The organism is Ruegeria sp. CE6 (assembly GCF_056537485.1).
In genome coordinates, this window is sequence record NZ_JBQFRR010000001.1 from 1234151 (window position 1) to 1258291 (window position 24141).

Here is a 24141-nt window from a genome sequence, read left to right on the forward strand (position 1 = left end):
GTGCTGCCCTGGCGCAGGATCTTTTTCATCAGGCGGAGGATCAGGCGTTTTCTCTAAGGATGTTTCCCGCAAGATAAAGCGACCCGCAGATCAGAATGCGTGCATCAGGGGTTTGAGCGGTGATTGCGGCGAGCGCGTCTGTGACGCTGTCTGCTGTTGTGGCGGCCAGATTCACCTTAGCAGCAGCGGCGGCGGTTTCGTCCGCGCTCAGCGTATTCTGCTCACCCGGGATCGATACGGCCGTCAGGCTGTCTGCCCTTTGGGCCAATGGCGCGAGATAACCGGTGACATCTTTGGTATTCAGCATACCACAAATCAAATGCGTGGGACGTTCTGGTAGTGAGGCTAGAACCTCGGCCAAAGCAGTGCCTGCAGCCGCGTTGTGACCACCATCCAACCACAACTCAGCCTGAGGGGCCTGCTCGACCAGAGGACCGGTTTTTAGCCGCTGCATGCGCGCGGGCCATTCGGCCTTGGCCACAGCGGCCTCGTAGGCATCATCGCCCATTTGCAGGTGGCGCAACGCAGCCAGAGCCGCGCCTGCATTTTCGATCTGATGAGCACCCAGTAGGTTTGGCATAGGCAGATCGCGCAAACCGGTTTCGTCCTGATAAATAAGGCGACCGTTCTCAATATGAACATGCCAGTGCTGCCCGTGGACCAATAGCGGAGCGCCCAGACGGGCTGCGGTATATTCGATGACTTCCAGCGCCTCATCCTGCTGCGGGCCGACGATGCAGGGAACGCCCGGCTTGATGATTCCGGCTTTTTCAGCGGCGATCTTGCCCAAAGTGTCGCCCAGGAACTGCTCATGGTCGATCGAGACGGGGGTGATGACCGTCAACTCGGGCCGTTCGATCACGTTGGTGGCGTCCAGCCGCCCGCCCAGCCCGACTTCGAGCAGCGTATAGTCAGCTTTGGTGCGGGAAAATGCCAGCAGCGCGGCGCAGGTGGTGATTTCAAAATAGGTGATGTTCTCACCGCCATTGGCGGCGTAACACTCATCCAGCACGGCGGTAAGGTCGGGTTCGGAAATCAGCTCACCTGCCAGTCGGATTCGCTCGTGAAACCGGGCCAGATGAGGTGAGGTATAGGCATGGACCGCATGTCCTGCCCCTTCAAGCCCCGCCCGGATCATGGCCTGGGTCGAGCCCTTGCCATTGGTCCCAGCGATATGAATGACCGGAGGCAGCTTAACCTGAGGATTGTCTATTGCCGCCAGCAAACGCCATACCCTGTCCAAGGTCAGGTCGATGATCTTGGGGTGCAGCGCCATCATCCGGTCTAGGATGGCATCCGAAGATGGGGAGGTCATTTTTCGACCGCGTCCTCGGTGGGTGCCTCGGTTGGGGCTTCTTCCGGCTCGGGCGCAGGAAGGTCGCCTTTGACCGCAGGGGGCTGCTTCATCAGCATTCGGGTGATGGTGATCAGCTCATCCCGCATCTCGGTGCGTTTGGTCACTCGGTCGAGCATCCCGTGATCCAGCAGATATTCAGCGCGCTGGAATCCTTCGGGCAGTTTCTCACGAATGGTCTGTTCGATCACACGGGGTCCGGCGAAACAGATTAGGGCATTGGGTTCCGAAATATGAACGTCACCCAGCATCGCGTACGAGGCTGTAACGCCGCCTGTAGTCGGGTGGGTCAGGACAACAATATAGGGCAGGTTTGCTTCTTTAAGCATCTCCACTGCGACCGTCGTACGCGGCATTTGCATCAGGCTCAGAATGCCTTCCTGCATCCGCGCGCCGCCGGCTGCCGAAAACAGGATCAGGGGCCGCTGTAGCCTAACAGCCTCCTGTGCTGCAGCAATGATGGCATTGCCTACATACATGCCCATCGATCCGCCCATGAACGAAAAATCCTGCGCGGCTGCCACGATCGGGGTACGGCCGATTTCGCCAACGGCGACCAGCATCGCTTCTTTCTCGCCGGTCTTTTTCTGGGCCGCCTTCATACGGTCAGGGTATTTTTTCTGATCCCGAAACTGCAGGGGATCGTCTTTCGGTGCCGGGACATCAACCTCGGAAAAAATACCGCCATCAAACAGATGTTGGAACCGATCGCGCGGCGTGATTGCCATGTGATGGTCGCACTGGGTGCAGACATTCTGGTTTTCCGCCAATTCGCGGTGGAACAGCATGGTTCCACACTCATCACACTTGTGCCAAAGGTTTTCGGGCACTTCGCGGCGCGAGAAGATCGAATTGATCCGGGGGCGGACGTAGTTTGTGATCCAGTTCATGTCGGAACCTTGATAATGCGGCGTTGACGTCAAATAAGACGCAATGCCGGGAAATGCAATCAGCGCCTGAGGACCAATCTTGCGGTGAGCCACCCCACGATCATCAGCGCAAAGTCGACTAGCAACCAAGGTCGCAACGCTTCGGCGTCCGATGCCTCATAAGGAAGATGGAACAAGGCCAGGCCACCAAGGTTGTCGGGAAACGAAATGACAAGCAGAGCCGCGATGTTATTGAAAAAATGCAGCGCAATGGCGGGGCCCAGCGTACCCGCTCGCGCGGTCAGATCGGCGGTCAAAAGCCCAAATGTCAGCGCCCAGATGGCAATCAAGACCGCATTGTCTCCGACCGTCGCGGGGCTGTAGTGGCCAGCTGCGAACAAGATTGATGGCAGACCCATCCAGATCAGCGGAGACCGAAACCGCGCGGCGAGGCCCTGTTGCATATAGCCTCGGAACAGGATTTCCTCGGCGCTGGTCTGAATCAGCACCGCAACAGCGGATAAGGGAAGCAGCAAAAGCCATTTGGTTAACGCGAGGTTCGCCACCAATGGTGCACCAAGGTCATAGGGGGGGAGTATGAATATGACTGCACCCAGCAGAAGCAATGCGCGAACAACGCGCCAAAACTGCCAGATTGCGATGGATTGTTCGCCCAGGACCGAGGCAAGTGACCGGTGCTGAAATAGTCGTGCCCCCAACGCCACGCCAATAGTGACAAAAATAAAGCTGGAGAGCACAATAAGGAGCGCTGTTGGCGACGATCCATTCAAGAATGTGACCGCCGATCCTGATGAGCCAAGACTGGCAACGATTGCGAACAAGATTGCATTGAGCGTGACCACAACCACTGAGACCAGCGCAAGACCAGCCAACAAGCGCCATATCTCGGGATATCTGCGGGCGGCACCTAGCAATTGCTGATGACTTGAATAGGCCCCCCGCCTTTCATTAGTGCTCATCGGTTTGCTCAGCACTTACCGAAGGCAGGTCATCCCCAATTGGAGTGTTGGGGTCACGCAACCGCTCGGACACCGTGGACAGGTATCCGGCCACGGTTTCAAGCAGCCTCATCGCAACGCCCGCGTCACTTTCAATCACAGCACGCAATTCCTCCGCGCCGATCCGCAGGAACGAGCAATCCGTGAGGGCCACCAAATCCAATTGTCGCGGCTCATTGGTGATAATCGCAAGATCGCCGATAAGGCGCCCGGGTTCTACTATCGAGAGCGAACGCATTTCACCGTGTTCATTCAGCCAATTCAGGCTTGCCGAACCTGAAATACACAAATACGCCGCATCGGGAGCCTGGCCACGTGCGAAAATGGTTTGACCTGCCGCGACCTCGTACCATTGGGCCGAAAACGCCAGAAGACGCTGGTTGCGCCCATCGACTCGTGAAAACAACTCGGTCGAAGAAATGATCTTGAGTTTCCGGCTCAGGTCGTCCGTCCCGGTGTCTTCGGCATCGGTGGACACGCGTGAGACACCATCGATGCGACCGTCCTTTATTTCAACAAACAAATCATAGGCTTCCGGATGGGCAAAATGATCCTCCATAAAGATCATAATCGAGTCGGGTAATAACTCGCGCAGCTTCAGACGGGTCCGCAGGCGGCTTTCAGAGTCGTGGCTGGCCAGTGCCTTGTCGAGTATCAGGATATCGGGGCGTTTGATCCCGGCACGAGAAAAGGCAGCACGCTCCTGAAACACTGTCGGAAGGTTGTTCCCACCTAACCCGGACGGCAGGTCGTAGATGATCGCGGCGGCCCTTCGGCGCAGCCCGGCCTCGTTCAGAACCTCCGCGACCAGATCTTCGATCTCTTCTGCATGAGCACCAGCCATGATGGATACCCGACCATACAGAGCGTTTTCCATTGCTGTCAGGCGGGGAACGTAGACGTCCGGTGACACCGGCACGAACATCGCACCCATAGCGCCCCGCAGCCGTTCGGCCTGACTGTGACGAATGGAAAGGATTTTGTCCTTGTACTCCTCAGGGAAACTCGGGCCGATTTGTTCAGCGGTCAGCATGAATGGGACGGTCAACAGCAGCGCACGTTCCTGATCGCCGATGGCTTCTTCGCCCTTGGTTTTGCGGCGCTCTTCGATGTCAAGCAGACGGTGGTACATGTCTTTTGACATGCCAAGCCGCAAGAACAATGGGTGATCGGCCCCATCTCGCCCGAAAGTCTGGTTTAGGGTTTCCAGAACGGCCTGAGCGATGCTGAGCGCGTCATCATCCAGGCCATTGCCCGTAAGCAACGACAGAAAGCGGTGGTCCCCCGCCAGAATGTCCGGTGCGATATCATGCGTCGGTGAAGCGAACAGCAGGTTCCCGCCCAAGGGCACGGCGGGATTGAACTGGTCAGGATCGAACCGATAGACATACTTGTCCAACCCGCGCTCTTGCAGGCGTGTGGCAACGGTATCTCGCAGATCGACTATTTCTTTCGCCAGCACCGGGTGTACTTCCGGGTCGAACTGAGAGCGCAAAGTGCGCCGGAACATAAATTCATCAATGCCCATCGCTTCGACAAGCTGGAACCACCAATCGCGAATATCCTCGATGTCATCAAGACCCGCGAGGCTTGGATCGATCCATTCATCGGACAGTGAATCGGGTGGGTTCCCGGCGCGCACGGCTTCGATCTGGCGGCGTGAGGGGGCCTGCAATGAACCACTTTCGTGTTGAGGATGCGTGCGCAGCGGCATTAGCAGGTTATCACCCAATGTTCCGTCGAACAGGTAAGGGCGTGAATAGGCATAGCCGATCCGCGCCGCAATCACCGCCTGATGCAGGCTGTTGAGGTTGTGGCCAGCCATCAGAACCTCGCCTTGAACCGGCAGCACTTCGCGCGTCAGCAACTGCGCAAGCGCACTGCGTTCCGAAGCGTGTTTCGACTGAATCGCAACCCGAGCGCCTTGGGGAATGGTAAGATCAATATCCTCAAGTATGGTCTTGCCGTCATCATCACGAACGGTCACGTTGCGCAGTTCGATATCGCCGGTTAGGTGCGGGATCGCCTCGGGGACGCCCTCAAACAACTGTTCGGGTATCATATTCGATGGGGCAAACCGTTCGGTCACAATTTCCCAGCGCAGTGACATGTCCTGTACCTGGTTGTAGTAGGTCAGAAGATCCTTCCAAGGGCCGCTGAGGTCTTTATATGCACCCAACGCGGCGACCAATGCGCCTACTGTCACCTCGCCCGTGATCGCCAGATAGCCGCCCACTGAATAGAACAGGAAGGGTGTCATCTGAGTGATCAGATTGTTGAGGAACTTCATGAAGAACTTCTTGTTGTAGATCTTAAAGCGGATCTCGAACAAGGTTCCTAGCCGATGGCTGAATTGCGCCAGACGATAGCGCCAGCCGCCATTGGTGCGCAGATCGCTGATACCAGCAGCACTTTCGCCAATCTCAGAGCTCAGCCGCCTGACCTCCTGAATGCGATCCTTGTTCAGAAGGTTGATCTGACGCTGCAATTTGGGAATCAGCCAAGCCTGCAAAGGGATCAATGCAATACTGGCCAGACCAAACCACACGCTTTGCATGAAAAGAAACGTGACGATCGTCATCATCTGGCCGAACTGAAAAACGGGCTGCGCGATGGCATCTCCCATCAACCCGCCCATGGGTTCGGCCTCGGACGTGATCATCGATACCAGTTCACCTTGGCTGGTGGTGGCGAAATAGGATTTGGGAAAGCGCATCGAGCGGCTGATCAAGGTAAAGCGAAGGCGACGCAACATCCGCTCGGCGAGAATGCCTTTCATGGTATTGATGCGCATTTTCATCACGCCACTGGCGATGACAGTTGCCAAAAAGGCAAAGCACAGAATCAGCAGGTACTGCACCTGTGTCACGGTGATACCAAGTGCTGTCACGGTGTCAGCGGGCGCACCAATCGCGTCGTTGATGATCTGCTTGGGAAGCTCCAACGAAGCGTAAAGGAACGGAAATGACAGAACGGTCAGCAATAGCAGGACCAATTGCTGTTTTTTCGAATGCTTCCATATGAATGAAAATAGGGTGGGTTCCATTCCCCTGCCTCATGATGAGCCTGTATGATCCGGGACAAATGCCGATTGCCCGAGCGCCGACGGTAAGCCTCGGCCCGAGCTATTGCAAGAATGGCGGCTCTTTGCGACGCAGAAACCAGCTGGATAGGAGATCACATTTAGGATTCGGGAAGATTTATCCGCTAATCAAGTAAGACTGGTTTGTCCCCTACCCCGACTTTGACTAAAGAGGGGCTGTCTTGAAAGATGGGGCGATGGGCAGATTACTGGATCGATATATTCAACTAAAGGCTCTGGGGCGCTGGCAGCGTGCCGCGCAGCAGTCTGACCACCTCGCACTGCCTGAGCTTCGCCGCCAACGTGATGACGCCCGGCGGTTGCGCGGCAAACTTGAACAAGCAATTCAAAAAGCTGATGCTCGCCTGATCCAACCCTTGATTGGGGCGACCCAGTTTCCAAAACCCTTGGGAACGGATTGGTCGTGGCGACCGGACCTGTGGCGGACGCCACTGATCCGCAAAGGTATAGCCTCGGCCCCGCGCAAGGCGCGGATGGATGGGCAGGTCATCCTGTTTCACGATTGCAGCCAGGTCGAGATCGGGCTGCAGCAAATCCGAAATCGGCGAGACAAGGATTTGGCGCCTTTCAGTCTGGCCGTTGAGGTATTTGATTTTCAGGGATCTTTCCTGTCGCTTTCCATTGATCTGCCCACGGATGCCGCCATAAATCTGTCCCGCCAGCATCTGATGCGGGTCGACACTCTGGTTGAGTACGAGCGTTCTACCGTAGTCTTCGCCCGCCTGAACATTCAGCATGGCCCAAATACCGAGCAGGTTCTGCGCGAACTTGATCTTTCAACACCTGCGGCGACTGTAGATTTTGATCTGGCCCATCTGAACGTGAATGAGCGTCGAATTGAAAAACTCTGGCTGGATCTGATCATTGATCAACCCGCGATGAACCGTGTGGTGTTTCGTGACCTGACATTCTGCCGTTACCACCGGGCTGATCTGTAAAGGGTACTCAATGTCTCATACCACCCTGACACCAATCCGCTTCGAAAACGGCCTGTGGGAAGGCCATTTGACCAGCGAAAGCCCCCCTCAGATCAAGGTGCTGTTTCTTGGTGAGCCTTTGACTGATGTTGAGTTGGAACCAGCAACAGATGGCTGGGCCTTGCGCATCCCTGTGCCGCCCGCCGCCCTGTCGGAAGGTGTCCATACTGTCGTGATTCACGATGGAACAACAGGCCATAAGCTGGGGGATTTCACCATCATCGCCGGTTCACCCGCCGCAGATGACTTGAGGGCCGAAGTCGCTTTGTTGCGCGCCGAGTTGGACATGTTAAAGCGCGCGTTCCGCCGCTCTCAGGCATCTCAAAGCGAAACCTGACCACAGTACCGATAGGATTGTCCCTATCTTTTCAGGTCCATACGTGCATCATTGGATTGGCCTATGGATCGCAACAGCATCATAAAGGTCATCGCGCTGATGGTGACGGGTTTCGGGATCGGGATCGATTTTACCGGTGCCCTCATGCTGGTCCCGGCAATCGAAAACAGCTTTGACGCCGACATCACCAGCACCCAGTGGGTTCTGAATATTTACGCTCTGTTCTTTGCCATGACGATGGTGGCCGGAGGTCGCCTGGGTGACATGTATGGTCATCGCAAGATGATGATCATCGGTCTTTCGATCTTTCTGTTTGCGTCGGTTTTATGCTTTGTCTCACCCGGATTGGACTACCTGATCGGCGCACGCGCCTTGCAGGGGATCGGGGCGGGATGCGTGTGGCCCTGCACACTGGCATTTGGAGCCACCAAAGTGTCGAAAGAAGAACACCGCGCATTGGTGATGGGGCTGATACTGGCGGGTGTCACCACGGGTAATGTCTTTGGACCGATGATTAGCGGCGCGGTGGTCAATCTGGGTGATTGGCGGTTGTTTTTCCTCGCCAATGTGGTGTTTTCCAGCATTTCGATGACGACTGCGATCCTGCTGATGGAGCGTGAGACCGAGCATAAGAAAGGTGAACACATCGACTTTGCCGGGATGGGCATCCTGTCTTTTGCAGTTTTGCTCTTGCTTTACGGTTTGGATGTTGGTGCCGATTGGGGCTGGACTTCGCTGCCGCTTTTGCTGCTGTTTTTTGTCAGCGCCGTTTTGTTCTTCCTGTTTCCGAAAGTCGAAAAGAGGGTCAAGGAACCCTTGCTAATGCCTCAGTTGATGCAGAACCGAGAGTTTCTGATTACCTTGGGTCTGAATATGTTCAACGTCTCGGCAGCTTTTGTCGGGCTGCTATATTTTCCGCAGTATATGCAAAAAGTCTTGGGATGGTCTGTGTTCCAATCGGCGCTGGGTTTGGCACCGCTGACGGTGTTGCTAGCGGTCGGATCAATCGTCTCGGGTACGCTGTATAACGATTTTGGGCCCAAGCGACTGCTGTTTTGGGGATATATTTGCGCCACAGTCGGGGCGGCAAGCGTTGTCATCATGCCTTCCGGGACCGGATATTTTCAGATTCTGCCCGGAATGGCGCTGATTGGTTTGGGCGCAACGCTGACGGTCGGGCCTTCGGGAACAGCCGCTGTATGCGCGGTCAAGCCGGAACGCGCCGGACTGGTTGGCGGCCTGAGTTTCATGACCCATCTCGTCTATGGGGCAATCGCGGTCGCCTGTGCGACGGCGGTCATGTATGTGACAAGCCTGTCCAGCCTGAAAACCCGATTGACCGCGTCAGGCATCAAAATGTCCGAGGCTGATCAGAAAGCGATCAATGGTGGAACGCTGAACACAGACTCGGCAAAAGCAGTGCTTGAAAAGTTGAATTCAGGTGAAACTGAAAAGGTTCAGGCCGCCATTGCGGCGGCCTTTGATACCGGAATGAATATGGCTTTTGTATTCGCCACGATCTCAGTCGCTGCTGGAATCGTCCTGGCGCTGATGCTGGATGAGAAAAAACTGCACAAGTTCGAAGGGTAACGCTTCAGGGTGCGAGAATAGGGCCGCTGATGGCGGCCCCCTCCCCTTTATTGTGACGGCCCGGTCGGATTGAACGCGGACAGGCCTTTGAGGATATCGATGGCATATGCCAGTTGATAATCCTCTTCGCGCAGCTCTGCGGTGGCTTCGGCTTTGGCGCGATCCTCTTCGATCTGGCGAATCTCGTCCTCGCTGAGGCTGTCATTATTCAGGCTGCCGCGCAGATCGGCCTCGGACCGGGTGCGGGTGTTTGTATCTTCTTCTTCCTCGTCAACCAGGTTGTTGCGTGGTTGTTCGACGATGATGTCCGGGCTGACGCCAAGCGCCTGAATCGAACGACCCGAGGGCGTGTAGTAGCGAGAGGTTGTCAGACGCATTGCCCCGTCACCCCGAAGCGGCATGACCGTCTGCACCGATCCCTTGCCGAAGCTCTTTGTGCCAACCACGATGGCGCGGTTGTGATCCTGCAAGGCGCCCGCGACAATTTCCGACGCCGAGGCCGAACCACCGTTGATCAGCACAACGATGGGCTTGCCTCCGGTCAGATCGCCGGGTGTTGCGTTGAATCGTTCACCATCTTCGAGATTGCGACCCCGGGTCGAGACGATTTCGCCCTCATCCAGGAATGCGTCAGAGACCTTGATGGCCTGAGTCAACAACCCGCCGGGATTGTTACGCAGATCCAGAACGATCCCATTGACGTTTTCGATGCCCCCGGCCTCTTCAATCTGTTCTTCCAGTCCTTCCTTAAGGTTCGGATAGGTTTGGTCATTGAAGGTCGTGACACGCAACACGACACTTGTACCTTCGGTACGTGCACGAACTGCGGTCAGCTTGATCGTGTCGCGAACGATCGTTACGTCGAATGGCTCCTGCTCGCCTTCACGCACGACTGTGATCACGATTTCCGATCCCACCGGGCCGCGCATCAGGTCCACGGCTTTATCCAGCGTCAGCCCCAAAATGCTCTCGCCATCCACATGAGTGATGAAATCGCCCGCTTCGATACCAGCAGCATCCGCTGGGGTGTCATCGATGGGCGATACAACTTTGACAAAGCCTTCTTCCTGCGTGACTTCGATACCGAGCCCGCCAAACTCGCCACGTGTCTGCACGCGCATCTGCTCGGCATCATCAGGCGACAGGTAGCTGGAATGTGGGTCTAGCGAGGTCAGCATCCCGTCAATCGCAGCCTCGATCAGCTCGTCGGTTTCTACCTCTTCGACATACTGGGCGCGAATACGTTCGAAAATGTCACCGAACAGATCAAGTTGTTCATAAACGCTTGCCTTGTTCTCGGCCTCTTGCGCAAGCAGAGGGCCTGCGATCTGTGTTGTTGCGACTATCCCTGCCACGGTGCCGGCCAGTCCGGCCATCACAAATTTCTTCATACTCGTTTATCCATCCTTGTCCGTCCGGAACCATGATTCCGGGTCCACTGGGCTGTTATCCTGTCTTACTTCTATATAGAGCGTTTCTGACCAGTCAGTTCCAGTGCCATCACCGCTTGTTGACATAATAGCGCCGATTTCCGGAGTTTCACCCGGCATCAAACCTACCGGAGTACCCTCGGGTATCACTTCCCCGGTCAGACCATATACCTCTTGCAGACCTGAGAACACGAATAGCAATCCGGGCTGGGGTTCAAGGATCACAAGATTCCCGAGATCCAGCAAGGGCCCGCGGTAACGGATCGTGGCAGCCGTTGGCGCGGTGACCAATGCGCGGGGTCGCGTGCCCAGCACCAGCCCGGGGCGCGTTACCCCCGCTGCGTCCGTTTCGCCCGCCCGGTGCAGCATGACCCCTTGTGCGGGCAAGGCGATTTGACCTTTCCGGCCCGAGACATCTGCATTTGTATCTTCAATCTCACCATCGGTGATCTCGGATAACCCACTGGCAAACCCATCCAGCGTTTCGGTCGAAGATATCAGGATCGCTGTACGCACAGGATCTTCTACGAAACGGCGCGGCAGATCGGTCCGGTCCGCTATCGCCTCACTAAGCTGCGTGCGGGCATCCTGAACACCCTCCAACCCTTCGGTCAGCGTATTGGCAGCGTTTTGTTGAAGCTGTCGCAGTGTCTGTACCTCTTGCAATTCGTTTGCTAGCGCCTGAGCCTGCGCGTTTAACCCAGGCGTGACTTCGGACAACATCATACCAGTGCGCGCGGCCCCTAGTGGGCCGGACGGGTGCAGCATAAGTACCGGAGGCGCGGTGGTTTCGATCGTCTGGAGAACACCTAACAGCTGCGCTACCTCCTGCTCTTGTACCTGCAATTCTGCAGTCAATTGCGCCTCGCGCAAGGCCGCGCGGCGCAGGCCGTCGCGCATGGCGCTCAGACCAGCCTCGTAGGCTTTTATGGTTTCGGTCAGAGCTTTGACCCGGTCGCGGGCAGATTCGGCCTCAGTCAACGCGATCGAGGCTTGCTCCAGCATCTCGGCCGCTTCTAGTGCCGCCTTTGACGGGCTGGTTTGGGCGACGACAGGGGTGGCCCAAATCAGCGCTGCAGCAACGATCGGGTGCAATCTCATGTCAGCAAGCTTTCCCCTGTCATTTCAACGGGTTTCGGCAATTCCATAAGCTGCAACAAAGTTGGAGCAAGATCGGCCAAGCGCCCATCGCGCAGGCTTGCCCCTTCGGGGCCGCCGACCAGAACAACAGGCACGGGATTCAGCGTATGCGCCGTATGTGGACCGCCCGTTTCCGGGTCAACCATCATTTCACAATTACCGTGATCTGCGGTCAAAATCATCGCACCCCCGACCTGCTTCAGCGCTGCAACCACCTGCCCCAGCCCTTGATCAACAGCTTCACAGGCTTCAATCGCAGCTTGCAGATCACCGGTATGACCAACCATATCTGGATTGGCGTAGTTGGTGACGATCAGATCATATCCGCCGTGGATCGCCTCGACGAACTTTTCTGTCACTTCGGCCGAGGACATCTCGGGCTGCAAATCATATGTCGCCACTTTGGGCGATTTGGGCATGAAGCGATCCTCGCCACCCTCAGGCTGCTCTTTGCCACCGTTCAGGAAGAAAGTGACATGAGGGTACTTCTCGGTCTCGGCCAGCCGGAACTGGCGCAGGCCTTGCTTAGCAACCCATTCGCCCAGCGTGTTCACGATATCCCGCTTGGGAAATACGGTCGTCATATAATCGTTATGGCCATCGGAATACTCAACCATGCCCAGTAACGCCGACAACTGCGGGCGCGGACCGTTGTCGAACTCAGCAAAACCGGGCTCCCCAATTGCCCGCAGGATTTCTCGGGCACGGTCGGCGCGGAAGTTCAGGCAAAAGAACCCATCACCGTCCTTAATACCGGAATAACCAGCAAGAACCGTGGGCGCGATAAACTCGTCGGTTTCGGATTGGGCGTAGGCATGGTCGACGGCCTCATGGGCCGAGGCCACGGTGCGCCCCTGACCTTTGACTATTGCGTCATAGGCCTCGGAAACGCGTTCCCAGCGATTATCGCGGTCCATGGCAAAGTAGCGCCCACAGACGGTGACAACATTTGCGCCATCGGGCAACCGGTCTTCGAGTTCGGCGATATAGGTAAAGGCCGATTTCGGGGCCACATCGCGCCCGTCGGTGATCGCATGTAGCGCCACAGGCACACCCGCATCGGTAACCGCTTTGGCGGCAGCCACGATGTGATCCAGGTGCCCGTGCACGCCCCCATCCGATACCAGCCCCATCAGATGCGCTGTCCCGCCTGCAGCTTTCACCTTAGCGATGAAGCTCTGCAGCGCCTCATTGTGAAAGAAAGAACCGTCTTCTATGGCTAGGTCAATCTGCCCCAGATCCATCGCAACCACGCGCCCAGCCCCGATATTGGTGTGACCAACCTCGGAATTACCCATCTGACCACTAGGTAGACCCACATCCGGCCCGTGCGTTATCAGTTGCGCATGAGGACCTTCAGCCATGAGAGCATCAAAGGTTGGCGTATTTGCCAGATAAACCGCATTGGCCTTGGTGTCGTCGGATAGGCCCCAACCATCAAGGATACAAAGGACAACGGGCTTTGGGGCGGTCATGAAAGCTCTCCGATTGAGGCGGCGTTGCTGTCTTCTACCCCCTGCCCGCTCAAGGTTGAACCGTCATTAGGGCCGCGAATGAAGAATTAATCTGTCTTGTAGTCCCCAAAGGGTCGCGCTTTGCGGTTGCGGTATTTAACGGTCAGCTCAAGCGGCATCTCGTTTTCGTCGTAAATACCGATCACCACGCCTGTTCCTCGGCTTGATCCACGCATGTTTAGCAGTTGTTCTTCCGACCGGGTCGTGCGCTGCGACTGGCGCCGCGTCCAGGTGAACAGGTGATCATACATCTCGGCGATGATGTCTGCATGTTCATCGCTTTCGCCCAGGTCCGTCAGCTCGCTCGGATCATTCTCTAGATCAAACAAAAGCGGGCGATAGCCCCCTTCACAATGGATCAGCTTCCATTTCTCGTTTGCGACCATGAACATGACCGCATCCCGAACCGAGGCGTACAGTGTCTGCGCAATGGGGGATGCGGAGTAGTCGTACTCACAAATCACCACATCGCGCGGAGTGCTTTCGGCCTGACCGTGCAGGATGGGCAGCAATGAATGCCCTTCCAGAAGGTGCCCTGCGGGTTCACCGCCTGCAACCTCCAGAAACGTGGGCGCTAGATCGATGGATTCGACCAATGCATCGCATGTGGTGCCGCGTGTGGCATCAGCCTCGGGCGATGGATCAAAGATGATCAGCGGCATTTTGGTCGAGGCGTCATGGAAGAAGGTCTTCTCTCCCATCCAGTGATCGCCCAGAAAATCCCCGTGATCCGAGGTCAGCACGATCATCGTGTCCTGCATTCGTCCGGTCTGATCCATCCAGTCAAACAGCCGCCCCATTTGGTCGTCAGCCTGCTTGATCAGGCCCATATAGGCTGGGATCACGGCCTCGCGTACATCCTGACGCGAGAAGGTCTGGCCGATTTTCGTATCCATGAACGCTTTCAGCACCGGATGAGCGTTCTGCCGTTCAGCTTCGGACCGAATGACAGGCAGAATATGTTCGGGACCATACATCGAGGCGTAGGGTTCCGGCACAATATAGGGCCAATGCGGTTTGATATAGCTGAGGTGGCAGCACCACGGCCCTTCATGGTTTTCCATGAACTCCATGCCGCGAGAGGTGAGATAAGGCGTTTCGCTGTCTTCCTCGGCAATATTCGCGGCCTCTGACGAATTCTTCAGGAACCAACCTGAAAGTACATTGCCCTCTTCATCTAGCCCCGAATTGGCGAAGTCGTGCCAGGGGTTGTCACTCTCATAGCCTTTGTCTTTCAGATACTCGTTGTACCTTTTGGCGCCATCTGGGTCATAAAACCCATCCGGCCCTTCAGGGCGCATCCCGTCATCGCGTTCAAAGACATCAAACCCGCATTCAGCGACGCGCGCGCCGATCAGGCTGTCGGGCTCAAGCCCCAAACGGGCCATACCCTCGGCATCTGCACGCATATGAGTCTTGCCTACCAACCAGCAATCCATCCCTGCCTTGCGCAAGTGATCGCCCATGGTGATCTCACCAACTTTCAGCGGGATTCCATTCCATGACGCGCCGTGCGAATGCACATAGCGGCCGGTATAGGTCGACATACGGGAACTGCCGCAGATCGGTGACTGGATGTAGGCCCGTGTGAACCGCATACCCATCGAGGCGAGACGGTCAATATTTGGCGTATGCAGATGTGGATGTCCGTAGCAGCTGAGGTAATCCCAGCGCAATTGGTCGAACATGATGAAGAGGACGTTCTTGGCTTTGTTCATGCCAAGAGGGTTATCCTAGCCTTCCATCTGTTGCAGCATCTTTTTCGCACGCTTGCACTGCAACTGGTCGCGCAGAGGGCTGTCGGGATCGATATCCTTTTGACAGACCACACATTTATCGGCACCCGAGATCGCGTTCAGGCCACCGCAGCTGCCTTTGATGGTTTTGCCCATCAACATCACACCCAGCGCCATGCCAACCATGACGATCAGCAACAGGAAAAAGGCCAGAATAAAGGTGCTCATAGCGGTTCCTACCGGTCAGTTGGTCCCCAGCGCATCCTTGAAGGCGCTGCTTTGTACGGTGATATAGGCTTCTTCTCCGCTTGTCACATCCCGAGAGATGAAGAACACGGCAAGTTTATGCTCTTCGGCCAGTTCCAGACCCTTTTCCAGACCCAATGCTAGCATCGCCGTTGCCCACGCATCCGCCATCATGGCGTTGTCTGCTAAAACAGTAACCGAAGTGGTGCGATGAGTAATCGGGCGGCCCGTCGTCGGGTCAATGATATGCGAATAGCGCACCCCGTCCTGTTCGAAGAAGTTCTTGTAATCACCCGAGGTCGCCATTCCCAGATTGTCGAGCGGCACGATCAACTGGATTGATTGCGCGCCAGTCTCGGGTTTTTCGATCCCGATCCGCCAGCTTTCGCCTTTGTCATTCTCGCCCATGGTCACCAGATCACCACCGATCTCGACCATATAGTTCTCGATCCCGGCCTCGCGCAGCTGTGCGGCAACCGCATCGATGCCATAGCCTTTGGCAATCGCAGACAGGTTGATTCCGACTCCGGCCTCTGACTTGGCCAAAGTGCCCGCTCCGCGATCCAATTCTAACAACCGCGCTTGTCCCACTTGCCCAAGCGCTGTCGCGATCTCGTCATCTGCCGGAATTGGGTCTTCAGGTTTTCGCGGTCCAAACCCCCACAATTCGATCAGCGGACCAAGGGTAACATCAAACGTACCACCGGATTTCTCGTGAACCTCATTTGCGGCCTCGATGACGAAGGCAAATTCGTCTGACACTTGCATGGGGTCCGTGCTGCCTGAGGCCGAGAAGGTCGAGACCTCGGATTTCGGGTCCCAGTTGGACATCTTGGCATTGACCTGCGCCAGGGTCTCCTGAACCGCTTGCCCCAGCGCTGCTTCGTCCAAATCATCGCCGATTGCGGTGATGTTGAACGTGGTGCCCATCGTCTCGCCGGACAGGCGTACCACGTCAGGCTCTTTGCCAAACAAGCAGGCCGAAACAGTCAAAAGTAAGGCCAGTGCGATCAGTGGGCGCATGGTGCAATCTCCCGGGAGTGTTCTTGCCCGGCATATGCCAGTGAGCCTGTTCAGAGTCAAACCGGCCTCAAATCTCGAGCGGCAAAAACGCCAATGCGAAAAGCCCGATTGCTGCCGGGACGCCAAACAGCCAAGCGCGCTTTTGCCAACCTTCCGATTGCTGTTTCCAAGCCATGCGAAAATTATGGCCGCAGACCACCACGATAAAGAATATCAGCGCGGCAACTGGTGGCGTCAGATACAGGTTGCTCACAAGCAATTTCCTTTTGAAGTGGCCAAGTTACGCCGGTTTTCGAAATTGCACCCTATACAGGGCCGGTCCCTGCGGTAAGGTAGGTTGTAAGGACAATACCGGTGAAAGAGGAGACCGCCCATGGCCCCAAGCTCTTACCAGCCTCCGACACGCGGCGACAAGGCCGCGGCGACAACCCGCAGTCAATCAGTTGAGACCAATCTGTCGCATACCCAGACAACGGTTGCGAAACTGATGGAAGGCAAAGGGGATGCCGTTTTTTCGGTGCGGCCCAACGACACGATTCACTCGGTCGTGGATATCTTGCGCGAAAAACGCATCGGGGCCGTTGTTGTGACGGATCAAAATGGTGCCCTGCAGGGTATCCTGTCCGAACGTGACATCGTGCGCCGTATGGCGGAAACGCCCGGCCAGACCCTACCCCAATCGGTGGCCGATCTGATGACGACCGAGGTCAAAACCTGCAGCCCCGAAGACTATCTGAACGACGTGCTGAAAACCATGACCGAGGGCCGGTTCCGGCATATGCCGGTATTGAGTGATGGGAATCTGCGCGGGGTGATCACCATTGGCGACGTGGTTCATTTCCGCTTGAAAGAACTGGAATATGAAGCACTTAGAATGAAGCAAATGATCGTAGGCTAGCGACTTACACCGATACGCGCGCGATTCCGGTGTTCGCGGTCGAGATAAATCGGACAGAACCAGGCGAGATTTCCGCAGCCGTCAACTGATCGGTGATGAACGCACCTGTATCAATCGAAATGACATCATGCTCGACCCGAGCTTCGTCGACGATGGTATGGCCATGCACCACCCATTGCTCGTCTTTCCGGCGTTTCTTGCGGAACTGAGGATGCCCCCAAAGGCAAGTTCTGTCCTGTTGCCGATCGACCGGCTGCGAAGGATCAAGCGCGGCATGAACAACCGTTACATTCCCGCTCGTCCAGGTCAGCGGCCGATCATGCAGCCAGTCCAAAAGCGGTTGTCCCATCGCTTGCTGCAGTTGTTCGGCAACGGCTTGCGGGTTGGACTGGTCAATATCAGCAAGCCCAAACGAAGCCAAAGTCTGAGCACCGCCATTATACAGCCAGACACGCTCCATCCGTGTTGGATCAGACAAAAACCCAAGCAGCATATCTTCGTGATTGCCTTTCAGGCAGATCGCCCGGGTTTCAGGGTTCGTGTCGAGGTGGTGTAGCTGACGCAACACCTGCGCGCTGTATCCGCCCCGGTCAACATAGTCGCCTACAAACACCACCGGACAGTCGTTATCCAGCGCAGGTAGGAGCCGTTGTAAAAGATCCAACCTCCCATGTATGTCTCCGATTGCGTAGAATTTTTCTGTAGGCGCCAATGAATACAGATTCACCGGCTGATCAGACGGTGTTTGAGATGCGATAAGCCTTTTGATCCATCCGGTTAACATAAGACCTGCTGCCTAATGCGGAAAAATATGGAGCAGCATTCGCCAAATGCAGACGTTGATATTGGCAGCCTGCCCAACATCAGACCTAAAAATGAAAATGGTCGGTCCCAAGGGTTGGAACCGACCGATGCTGTTTATCCGCCGAAATCATCGAGCATGATGTCTTCGCGGTCCACGCCCAGATCCAGCAGCATGTTGATGACCGACTGGTTCATGATTGGCGGACCACACATGTAGTATTCGCAATCCTCGGGTGCGGGGTGGTTCTTCAGATATTCCTCGAACAAAACGTTGTGGATAAAGCCAGTGTAGCCTTTCCAGTCATCCTCGGGCTGGGCGTCCGACAACGCAACGTGCCATTCGAAATTGTCGAATTCCTTGGCCAGCGTGTCGAAGTCTTCGACAAAGAACATCTCTTTCTTCGACCGCGCGCCGTACCAGAAGCTGATCTTGCGGTTGCGGTTTTCAAGGCGTTTGAGCTGGTCAAAGATATGGCTGCGCATTGGGGCCATACCAGCACCACCACCGATGAAGACCATCTCTTTTTCTGTCTCGCGAGCAAAAAACTCGCCAAAGGGACCTGAGATTGTGACCTTGTCGCCCGGTTTCAGGTTGAAAATATACGACGACATCTGACCCGGAGGGATACCTTCGGACCCAGGAGGGGGCGAAGCCACGCGGACGTTCAGCATGATCATGCCTTTTTCATCCGGATAGTTTGCCATGGAATAGGCGCGTTCGATCGGTTCGGCGACGACGGATTTGTACTGCCATAGATTGAAGCGATCCCAATCCTCGCGGTATTCTTCTTCTACGTCGAAATCCGTATAGGCGAGCTGGTGTGCAGGCGCTTCGATTTGGATGTAACCACCAGCGCGGAAGTTCACGTCCTCACCTTCCGGGAGGTCCAATGTCAGAGCCTTGATGAAGGTCGCTACGTTCTCGTTCGAACGCACCGTGCATTCCCATTTTTTGACGCCGAAGACCTCTTCGGGAACTTCGATGTCCATATCCTGCTTGACTGCAACCTGACAGGATAGCCGGTCACCACAAGACGCCTCGCGCTTGGTGATGTGGCTTTCCTCGGTCGGCAGGATCGAGCCACCGCCGGAATGCACGCGCACGCGACATTGCGCGCAGGTGCCACCACCACCACAAGCGGAGGGTACGAATAGCTTCTCTGCCGCAAGCGTCTGCAGCAGCTTGCCACCCGCCGGGACCGAGATTGTTTTCTCACCATTGATGGTGATGTTCACGTTACCGGTTGAAACCAGCTTGGACCGCGCCGCCATGATGATGGCAACCAGACCAAGAACGATAACGGTGAAAAGGGCTACACCTAAGCCAAAGGTTTCCATTCCGCCCTCCTTACAGTTTCACGCCCGAGAAGGACATGAAGGCCATCGCCATCAGTCCAGCGGTGATGAAAGTGATGCCCAGGCCTTGCAGACCATCGGGAATGTCCGAATACTTCAGCTTTTCCCGAACACCCGCCATCGCAGTAATCGCCAGAGCCCAGCCAAAGCCAGAGGACAGACCGTAAGTCGCCGCTTCGGCAAAATTGTAGTCGCGTTCCACCATGAACAGTGAACCACCCAAAATGGCGCAGTTTACAGTGATCAGCGGCAGGAAAATCCCAAGCGCGTTGTAGAGCGGGGGGAAGTACTTATCCAGCACCATCTCTAGGATCTGAACCATCGCTGCGATCACGCCGATATACGAGATCAGTCCAAGGAAAGTCAGGTCCACATCCGGGAAACCTGCCCAAGCCAGCGCACCTGGTTTCAGCAGATAGTTCAGCAGCAGATTATTCGCCGGCACGGTGATGGCCTGCACCACCATGACCGAGATGCCCAGACCCAGCGCAGTTGAAATCTTCTTCGAAACAGCGATGAAGGTACACATCCCCAGAAAGAAGCTGAGCGCAAGGTTTTCGACAAAGATGGCCTTTACGGCCAGTGAAATCAGACCTTCCATCAGTGGGCCTCTACCTGCTGGATTTTGTATTCACGCTCTTCCACCTGGTTCGGCTTCCATGTGCGGAAGGCCCAGATGATCAGACCGATGATGAAGAAAGCCGACGGCGGCAGCAGCAGCATGCCGTTGGGCACATACCAGCCGCCGTTGTTGACGGTCTCCAGAATGGTGACACCGAACAGTGACCCGGCGCCAAACAGCTCACGAATGAAGCCGACCAGCAGCAGGATCAGACCATAGCCCATGCCGTTGCCCATGCCGTCGATAAAGGACGCGACCGGGGGGTTCTTCATGGCAAAGGCCTCGGCCCGGCCCATCACGATACAGTTGGTGATGATCAGGCCGACAAAGACCGAAAGGGTTTTCGAAATCTCAAACGCATAAGCCTTGAGGATCTGGTCCACCAGGATCACCAGCGAGGCGATGATCACCATCTGCACGATGATCCGGATTGAGCCGGGGATCTGGTTGCGCAGGCACGAGATGAAGAAAGACGAGAACGAGGTCACGAAGATCACCGCCAGCGCCATCACCATAGACACCTGCAGTGACGAGGTCACCGCCAGCGCCGAACAGATGCCCAGCACCTGCAGCGTGATCGGGTTGTTGTCGACAAGCGGGTCGACCAGCATCTCTTTCTTGGTCTGAGACATCAGAGCTCTCCTGCTTGCAGTTTGGCCAGGAACGGGGCGTAGCCCGCGTCGCCCATCCAGAATTTCACCAGGTTATCGACACCAACCGACGTCAGCGTGGCACCAGCCAGCGCATCGACATAGAAATCGGGGCCTGCCGCAGGCTGCGACTTGGCAACGGTGATTTGCAGATCGCCTGCATCATCGCGCAGCTTTTTGCCATTCCACAGCGCCTTCCAGCGAGGATTGTCCACCTCGGCGCCAAGGCCCGGTGTCTCACCGTGCTGATAGAACTGCAGGCCGTAGATATCGTTGCCGTTGTTTTCCAGCGCGATGAAACCATAAAGCGTGGACCAGAGGCCATAACCGTGCAGCGGCAGGATTACCTTATCAAGCGCGCCTGCATCATCACGCAGCAGATAAATCACGCGGTACTTGGACTTGCGCCCGATCCCAGCCGGGTCATCGTCCAAAGCGACGCTCAGTTCTGGATCGCTGGCAGCAGCGATATCATCAAAGGTGGTCGCGTCGAACTGATCATCAACGAATTCACCTGTAGACAATTCCAGTACATGCGGCTCAAAGGCAGCGAATGCCTCGGTCACATCAATGCCTGGTTCGTAGATGCCGGCAACTTGCAGAACGTTGACTTGCTTATCCTTCAAACGGTTGATTTCCTGCACCGGGCGCAGGCTGACCGCAGCAGCAGACACGACCATCGAGGCTACAAGGCAGACGGCAACGGCAACAAAGATAGTCTTGCCTACCGAATCCGGCGAAGCAGCCAGAAACTTGGCAATCGCTCCCTTGGGTTCATTGGATTGCGTATCAGACATGGCGACGCGCCCTCCGTTTGATGTTTGCCTGGACGACGAAATAGTCGATCAGCGGCGCAAAAACGTTTCCGAACAAGATTGCCAGCATCATACCTTCTGGGAAAGCGGGGTTAATGACGCGGATCATCACAACCATGATACCAATCAGCGCGCCATAGATGTAGCGGCCCATATTGGTGTGGCTGGCCGAAACGGGCTCAGTTACCATGAACGCCAGACCAAAGGCGTAGCCCCCAAGCACGATATGCCAGTACCAAGGCATCGCGAACATCGGATTTGTGTCCGATCCGATCAGATTCAGCAGAAGCGTGAAGCCTATCGTGCCCGCAAGACAGCCCACAATCAGGCGATAATTGGCAATCTTGGTCGTCAGCAGGAAGGCCAGGCCGATCATGCAAGCCAGCGTCGATGTCTCTCCAAAGCTACCCTGAATTTGCCCGAAGAACGCATTGGCCCAGGTGATCCCGTCGGCCGCCAGTGCCTGAACGCCTTCAGCGGCGGAGATGCCCAATGCAGTCGCACCGGAAAATCCATCCACCGGGGTCCAGACTGAATCCCCCGACATTTGCGCGGGATAGGCGAAATATAGGAAAGCACGCCCGACCAGCGCCGGGTTGAGGAAGTTCTTGCCCGTGCCGCCAAATACTTCCTTACCGATCACGACACCGAAAATGATGCCTAACGCGACCTGCCACAATGGCGCTGTCGCAGGCATAATCAGTGTGTAAAGCATGGAGGTTACTAGAAAACCCTCATTGACCTCATGGCCGCGCACAGTGGCGAAGATGACCTCAAAAATACCGCCCGCAACCAGTGTGGTGATGTAGATCGGAAGGAAATACATCAATCCATGCATCACATTGGCGAAAATGCTGTCAGGGTTCAGCGAGATGCCGAACACCTGCAGGATCGCAATCCGCCAGCCTGTTGCCGAATCCGGTCCCAACGTAGCAATGGCCGAGTTTGCCTGATAGCCGGTGTTATACATCCCCCAGAGGATTGCGGGGATCGTAGCAATCACGACGTAGGTCATGATCCGCTTCATATCCACGTAAGAGCGCGCATGCGGCGCGACGGTCGTGACGGTTTTCGGAGTGTAGATAAAACTTTCCACCATCTCGTAGATGGGGAAATATTTCTCGTACTTGCCGCCCTTGGTAAAGTTCGGCTCGATCCGATCGAAGAAGCTGCGCAAACCCATGTGGATCAGCCCTCCTTTTCAATCTTGGTGAGGCAGTCGCGCAGCGCCAGCCCATATTCATATTTCGCAGGGCAGGCAAAGCCCACAAGGCCCAGGTCTTCTTCGTCCAGTTCCAGTGCACCCAGCGCCTGCGCGGTGTCGGTGTCCATCACCAATAGCGCCCGCAGCAATTGCGTCGGCAGATAATCCTGGGGCATAAGCTCTTCGAATACACCCGTCGGCACCATCGCGCGGCGACCACCATTCAGGTTAGACGTGAATGAATAGAGCTTCTTGGCAAAAGCCGATCCCAAAACAGGCTGTACCGCATATTTCGAAGGCATAGGAAGAATCCAGCCCAGTGTGTGCTGATCATGATCTTCGCGAATAATGCTGATCTGGCGCGCAAAACGGCCCAGATAGGCGGTCGGACCATCGGCATGCTGCCCCGACAAGATCGACCCCGAGATGATCCGCGCGATTCCGTCGACGTTCACTTCATCCCGGGTCAGGTCATCCGTCGACGCGCCCATCACGGTGCGGATCAGGCGCGGTTGGCGCGCGCCCGGTCCAGACAGAGCAATCACGATGTTTGTATCCAGATGACCGGTCTGCATCAGACGACCGATCGCGATCACGTCCTGGTAGCCAATGGTCCAAACCTGCTTGTCCCCTCCCAGCGGCTCAAGGAAGTGAATATGAGTTCCAGCAAGGCCCGAGGGGTGTGGGCCGGAAAACGCAGCCGCTTCTATACCTGGCAGATCGGAACCGGGGATGGATGCCCCCTCTTGCTGGCACAGATAAGTCTTGCCGTCGGTCAGGTTTGAGACAGCTGCGAGACCAGCCGCAAATGCCTCGCCCGCATCCGCAATAACCAATGCCGCATCACCTGCCAGTGGATCGCTGTCCATGGCTGTCACGAAGATTGCTGTAGGCTTGGAGCCTGGTTCGGGCATCTTTGAATAAGGACGTGTCCGGAAAGAAGTCCACAGCCCGGCCGCGCAGAGCTTAGCCGTAACACCTTCGGCAGTCTCGGCATCGCCGGTGCCCGAGAAATCTATGCCGGCGTCATTGGCATCCGAAACCTCGATCACCACGCTCTGCAATACACGTCGCGCCCCGCGATTAATTGCCACGACCTTGCCAGTCAGCGGCGCGACCATCATCGCGTCGGGCGCATCCTTGTGGCAGAATAACGGCGTTCCTCGCTGGACCGCGTCGCCCTCTTGCACCAGCATCTTGGGCTTTAATCCGATATAATCACTGCCCAGAACGGCAACCGACGAAAATTCAGGCCCCGGCTGGATTTTCTGTTCGGGCGCGCCTTCAACCGGCAAATCCAACCCTTTTTTTAGTTTGAAAGTTTGCATGTTGCTACGTTCTTCCAAGCCTTTGTCCTGCGCCTGCTGCGCGCCATCTTACAATGATGCCAGGAAATAACACGAAATTTCCCGTCTGTCCGGTCGCGAAAGCGCCATTATCCGACCAGAATCCGC

General features: G+C 56.1%; 22 protein-coding genes. 4 read left to right on the forward strand and 18 right to left on the reverse strand.

Annotation, left to right across the window (positions count from 1 at the left end):
- Positions 1–40: 40 nt before the first annotated feature.
- The 4 genes from ACR0DK_RS06075 to ACR0DK_RS06090 are packed head-to-tail and all read right to left on the reverse strand — an operon-like array spanning position 41 to position 6288.
- On the reverse strand, positions 41–1315 hold the full coding sequence (locus ACR0DK_RS06075; RefSeq protein WP_480735197.1) for a bifunctional folylpolyglutamate synthase/dihydrofolate synthase: 1275 nt from the start codon (positions 1313–1315) through the stop codon (positions 41–43).
- Positions 1312–2244: an acetyl-CoA carboxylase, carboxyltransferase subunit beta gene (gene accD / locus ACR0DK_RS06080; protein WP_170393952.1), complete on the reverse strand. Its 933-nt coding sequence runs from the start codon at positions 2242–2244 to the stop codon at positions 1312–1314. Before accD ends, ACR0DK_RS06075 begins: the two co-directional genes overlap by 4 nt.
- Before the next feature lie 59 nt (positions 2245–2303).
- Positions 2304–3203, reverse strand: coding sequence for a CPBP family intramembrane glutamic endopeptidase (locus ACR0DK_RS06085; RefSeq protein ID WP_223118637.1), 900 nt, complete (start codon positions 3201–3203; stop codon positions 2304–2306).
- Entirely contained in the window at positions 3193–6288 is a 3096-nt protein-coding gene (locus ACR0DK_RS06090) for an ABC transporter transmembrane domain-containing protein (RefSeq protein WP_223118636.1), read from the reverse strand. Before ACR0DK_RS06090 ends, ACR0DK_RS06085 begins: the two co-directional genes overlap by 11 nt.
- Positions 6289–6521: 233 nt before the next feature.
- Here ACR0DK_RS06090 and ACR0DK_RS06095 point away from each other — a divergent pair, with 233 nt between their 5' ends.
- From ACR0DK_RS06095 to ACR0DK_RS06105, 3 genes are all read left to right on the forward strand, one after another.
- A complete protein-coding gene (locus ACR0DK_RS06095) occupies positions 6522–7283 on the forward strand; it encodes a DUF6478 family protein (RefSeq protein WP_223118635.1) in 762 nt (253 codons plus the stop codon).
- A gap of 10 nt (positions 7284–7293) precedes the next feature.
- Positions 7294–7659, forward strand: coding sequence for a hypothetical protein (locus ACR0DK_RS06100; RefSeq protein WP_170407248.1), 366 nt, complete (start codon positions 7294–7296; stop codon positions 7657–7659).
- Between the two features lie 63 nt (positions 7660–7722).
- On the forward strand, positions 7723–9249 hold the full coding sequence (locus ACR0DK_RS06105; protein WP_480735201.1) for an MFS transporter: 1527 nt from the start codon (positions 7723–7725) through the stop codon (positions 9247–9249).
- 47 nt (positions 9250–9296) lie between these two features.
- Here ACR0DK_RS06105 and ACR0DK_RS06110 read toward each other — a convergent pair whose 3' ends face one another.
- The 7 genes from ACR0DK_RS06110 to ACR0DK_RS06140 all read right to left on the reverse strand — a co-directional run bounded on the left by ACR0DK_RS06110 (position 9297) and on the right by ACR0DK_RS06140 (position 16591).
- On the reverse strand, positions 9297–10640 hold the full coding sequence (locus tag ACR0DK_RS06110; RefSeq protein ID WP_480735203.1) for a S41 family peptidase: 1344 nt from the start codon (positions 10638–10640) through the stop codon (positions 9297–9299).
- A gap of 6 nt (positions 10641–10646) precedes the next feature.
- On the reverse strand, positions 10647–11780 hold the full coding sequence (locus tag ACR0DK_RS06115; RefSeq protein ID WP_170625670.1) for a peptidase M23: 1134 nt from the start codon (positions 11778–11780) through the stop codon (positions 10647–10649).
- Complete coding sequence (gene gpmI, locus ACR0DK_RS06120) at positions 11777–13294, reverse strand: 2,3-bisphosphoglycerate-independent phosphoglycerate mutase (RefSeq protein ID WP_480735204.1); 1518 nt, start codon at positions 13292–13294, stop codon at positions 11777–11779. The genes ACR0DK_RS06115 and gpmI overlap by 4 nt, the downstream gene beginning before the upstream one ends.
- Positions 13295–13380: 86 nt before the next feature.
- A complete protein-coding gene (locus tag ACR0DK_RS06125) occupies positions 13381–15051 on the reverse strand; it encodes a sulfatase-like hydrolase/transferase (protein ID WP_480735206.1) in 1671 nt (556 codons plus the stop codon).
- A 15-nt stretch (positions 15052–15066) separates the two neighbouring features.
- Entirely contained in the window at positions 15067–15297 is a 231-nt protein-coding gene (nqrM, locus tag ACR0DK_RS06130) for a (Na+)-NQR maturation NqrM (RefSeq protein WP_170393970.1), read from the reverse strand.
- A gap of 15 nt (positions 15298–15312) precedes the next feature.
- Positions 15313–16338 (reverse strand): FAD:protein FMN transferase, encoded by a 1026-nt coding sequence (locus tag ACR0DK_RS06135; protein ID WP_480735208.1) that lies wholly within the window; start codon positions 16336–16338, stop codon positions 15313–15315.
- Positions 16339–16405: 67 nt separating this feature from the next.
- Complete coding sequence (locus ACR0DK_RS06140; protein WP_480735210.1) at positions 16406–16591, reverse strand: hypothetical protein; 186 nt, start codon at positions 16589–16591, stop codon at positions 16406–16408.
- Between the two features lie 120 nt (positions 16592–16711).
- Between ACR0DK_RS06140 and ACR0DK_RS06145 the strand changes: the two genes are divergently transcribed.
- A complete protein-coding gene (locus ACR0DK_RS06145; RefSeq protein WP_170393976.1) occupies positions 16712–17236 on the forward strand; it encodes a CBS domain-containing protein in 525 nt (174 codons plus the stop codon).
- A gap of 4 nt (positions 17237–17240) precedes the next feature.
- Here ACR0DK_RS06145 and ACR0DK_RS06150 read toward each other — a convergent pair whose 3' ends face one another.
- The 7 genes from ACR0DK_RS06150 to ACR0DK_RS06180 form a co-directional block, all read right to left on the reverse strand.
- Entirely contained in the window at positions 17241–18020 is a 780-nt protein-coding gene (locus ACR0DK_RS06150) for a metallophosphoesterase (RefSeq protein WP_480735212.1), read from the reverse strand.
- Positions 18021–18154: 134 nt separating this feature from the next.
- The gene (gene nqrF / locus ACR0DK_RS06155) at positions 18155–19378 is read right to left on the reverse strand and encodes an NADH:ubiquinone reductase (Na(+)-transporting) subunit F (protein ID WP_170393981.1); all 1224 of its coding nucleotides are present in this window, start codon (positions 19376–19378) and stop codon (positions 18155–18157) included.
- Positions 19379–19388: 10 nt separating this feature from the next.
- Positions 19389–19997, reverse strand: coding sequence for an NADH:ubiquinone reductase (Na(+)-transporting) subunit E (gene nqrE, locus ACR0DK_RS06160; RefSeq protein WP_050603817.1), 609 nt, complete (start codon positions 19995–19997; stop codon positions 19389–19391).
- The gene (locus tag ACR0DK_RS06165; protein ID WP_152460184.1) at positions 19997–20650 is read right to left on the reverse strand and encodes an NADH:ubiquinone reductase (Na(+)-transporting) subunit D; all 654 of its coding nucleotides are present in this window, start codon (positions 20648–20650) and stop codon (positions 19997–19999) included. Before ACR0DK_RS06165 ends, nqrE begins: the two co-directional genes overlap by 1 nt.
- A complete protein-coding gene (locus ACR0DK_RS06170) occupies positions 20650–21465 on the reverse strand; it encodes a Na(+)-translocating NADH-quinone reductase subunit C (RefSeq protein ID WP_170393983.1) in 816 nt (271 codons plus the stop codon). The genes ACR0DK_RS06165 and ACR0DK_RS06170 overlap by 1 nt, the downstream gene beginning before the upstream one ends.
- Entirely contained in the window at positions 21458–22666 is a 1209-nt protein-coding gene (locus tag ACR0DK_RS06175) for an NADH:ubiquinone reductase (Na(+)-transporting) subunit B (protein WP_170393985.1), read from the reverse strand. The genes ACR0DK_RS06170 and ACR0DK_RS06175 overlap by 8 nt, the downstream gene beginning before the upstream one ends.
- A gap of 5 nt (positions 22667–22671) precedes the next feature.
- Positions 22672–24015, reverse strand: coding sequence for a Na(+)-translocating NADH-quinone reductase subunit A (locus tag ACR0DK_RS06180; RefSeq protein ID WP_170561972.1), 1344 nt, complete (start codon positions 24013–24015; stop codon positions 22672–22674).
- Positions 24016–24141 lie beyond the last annotated feature (126 nt).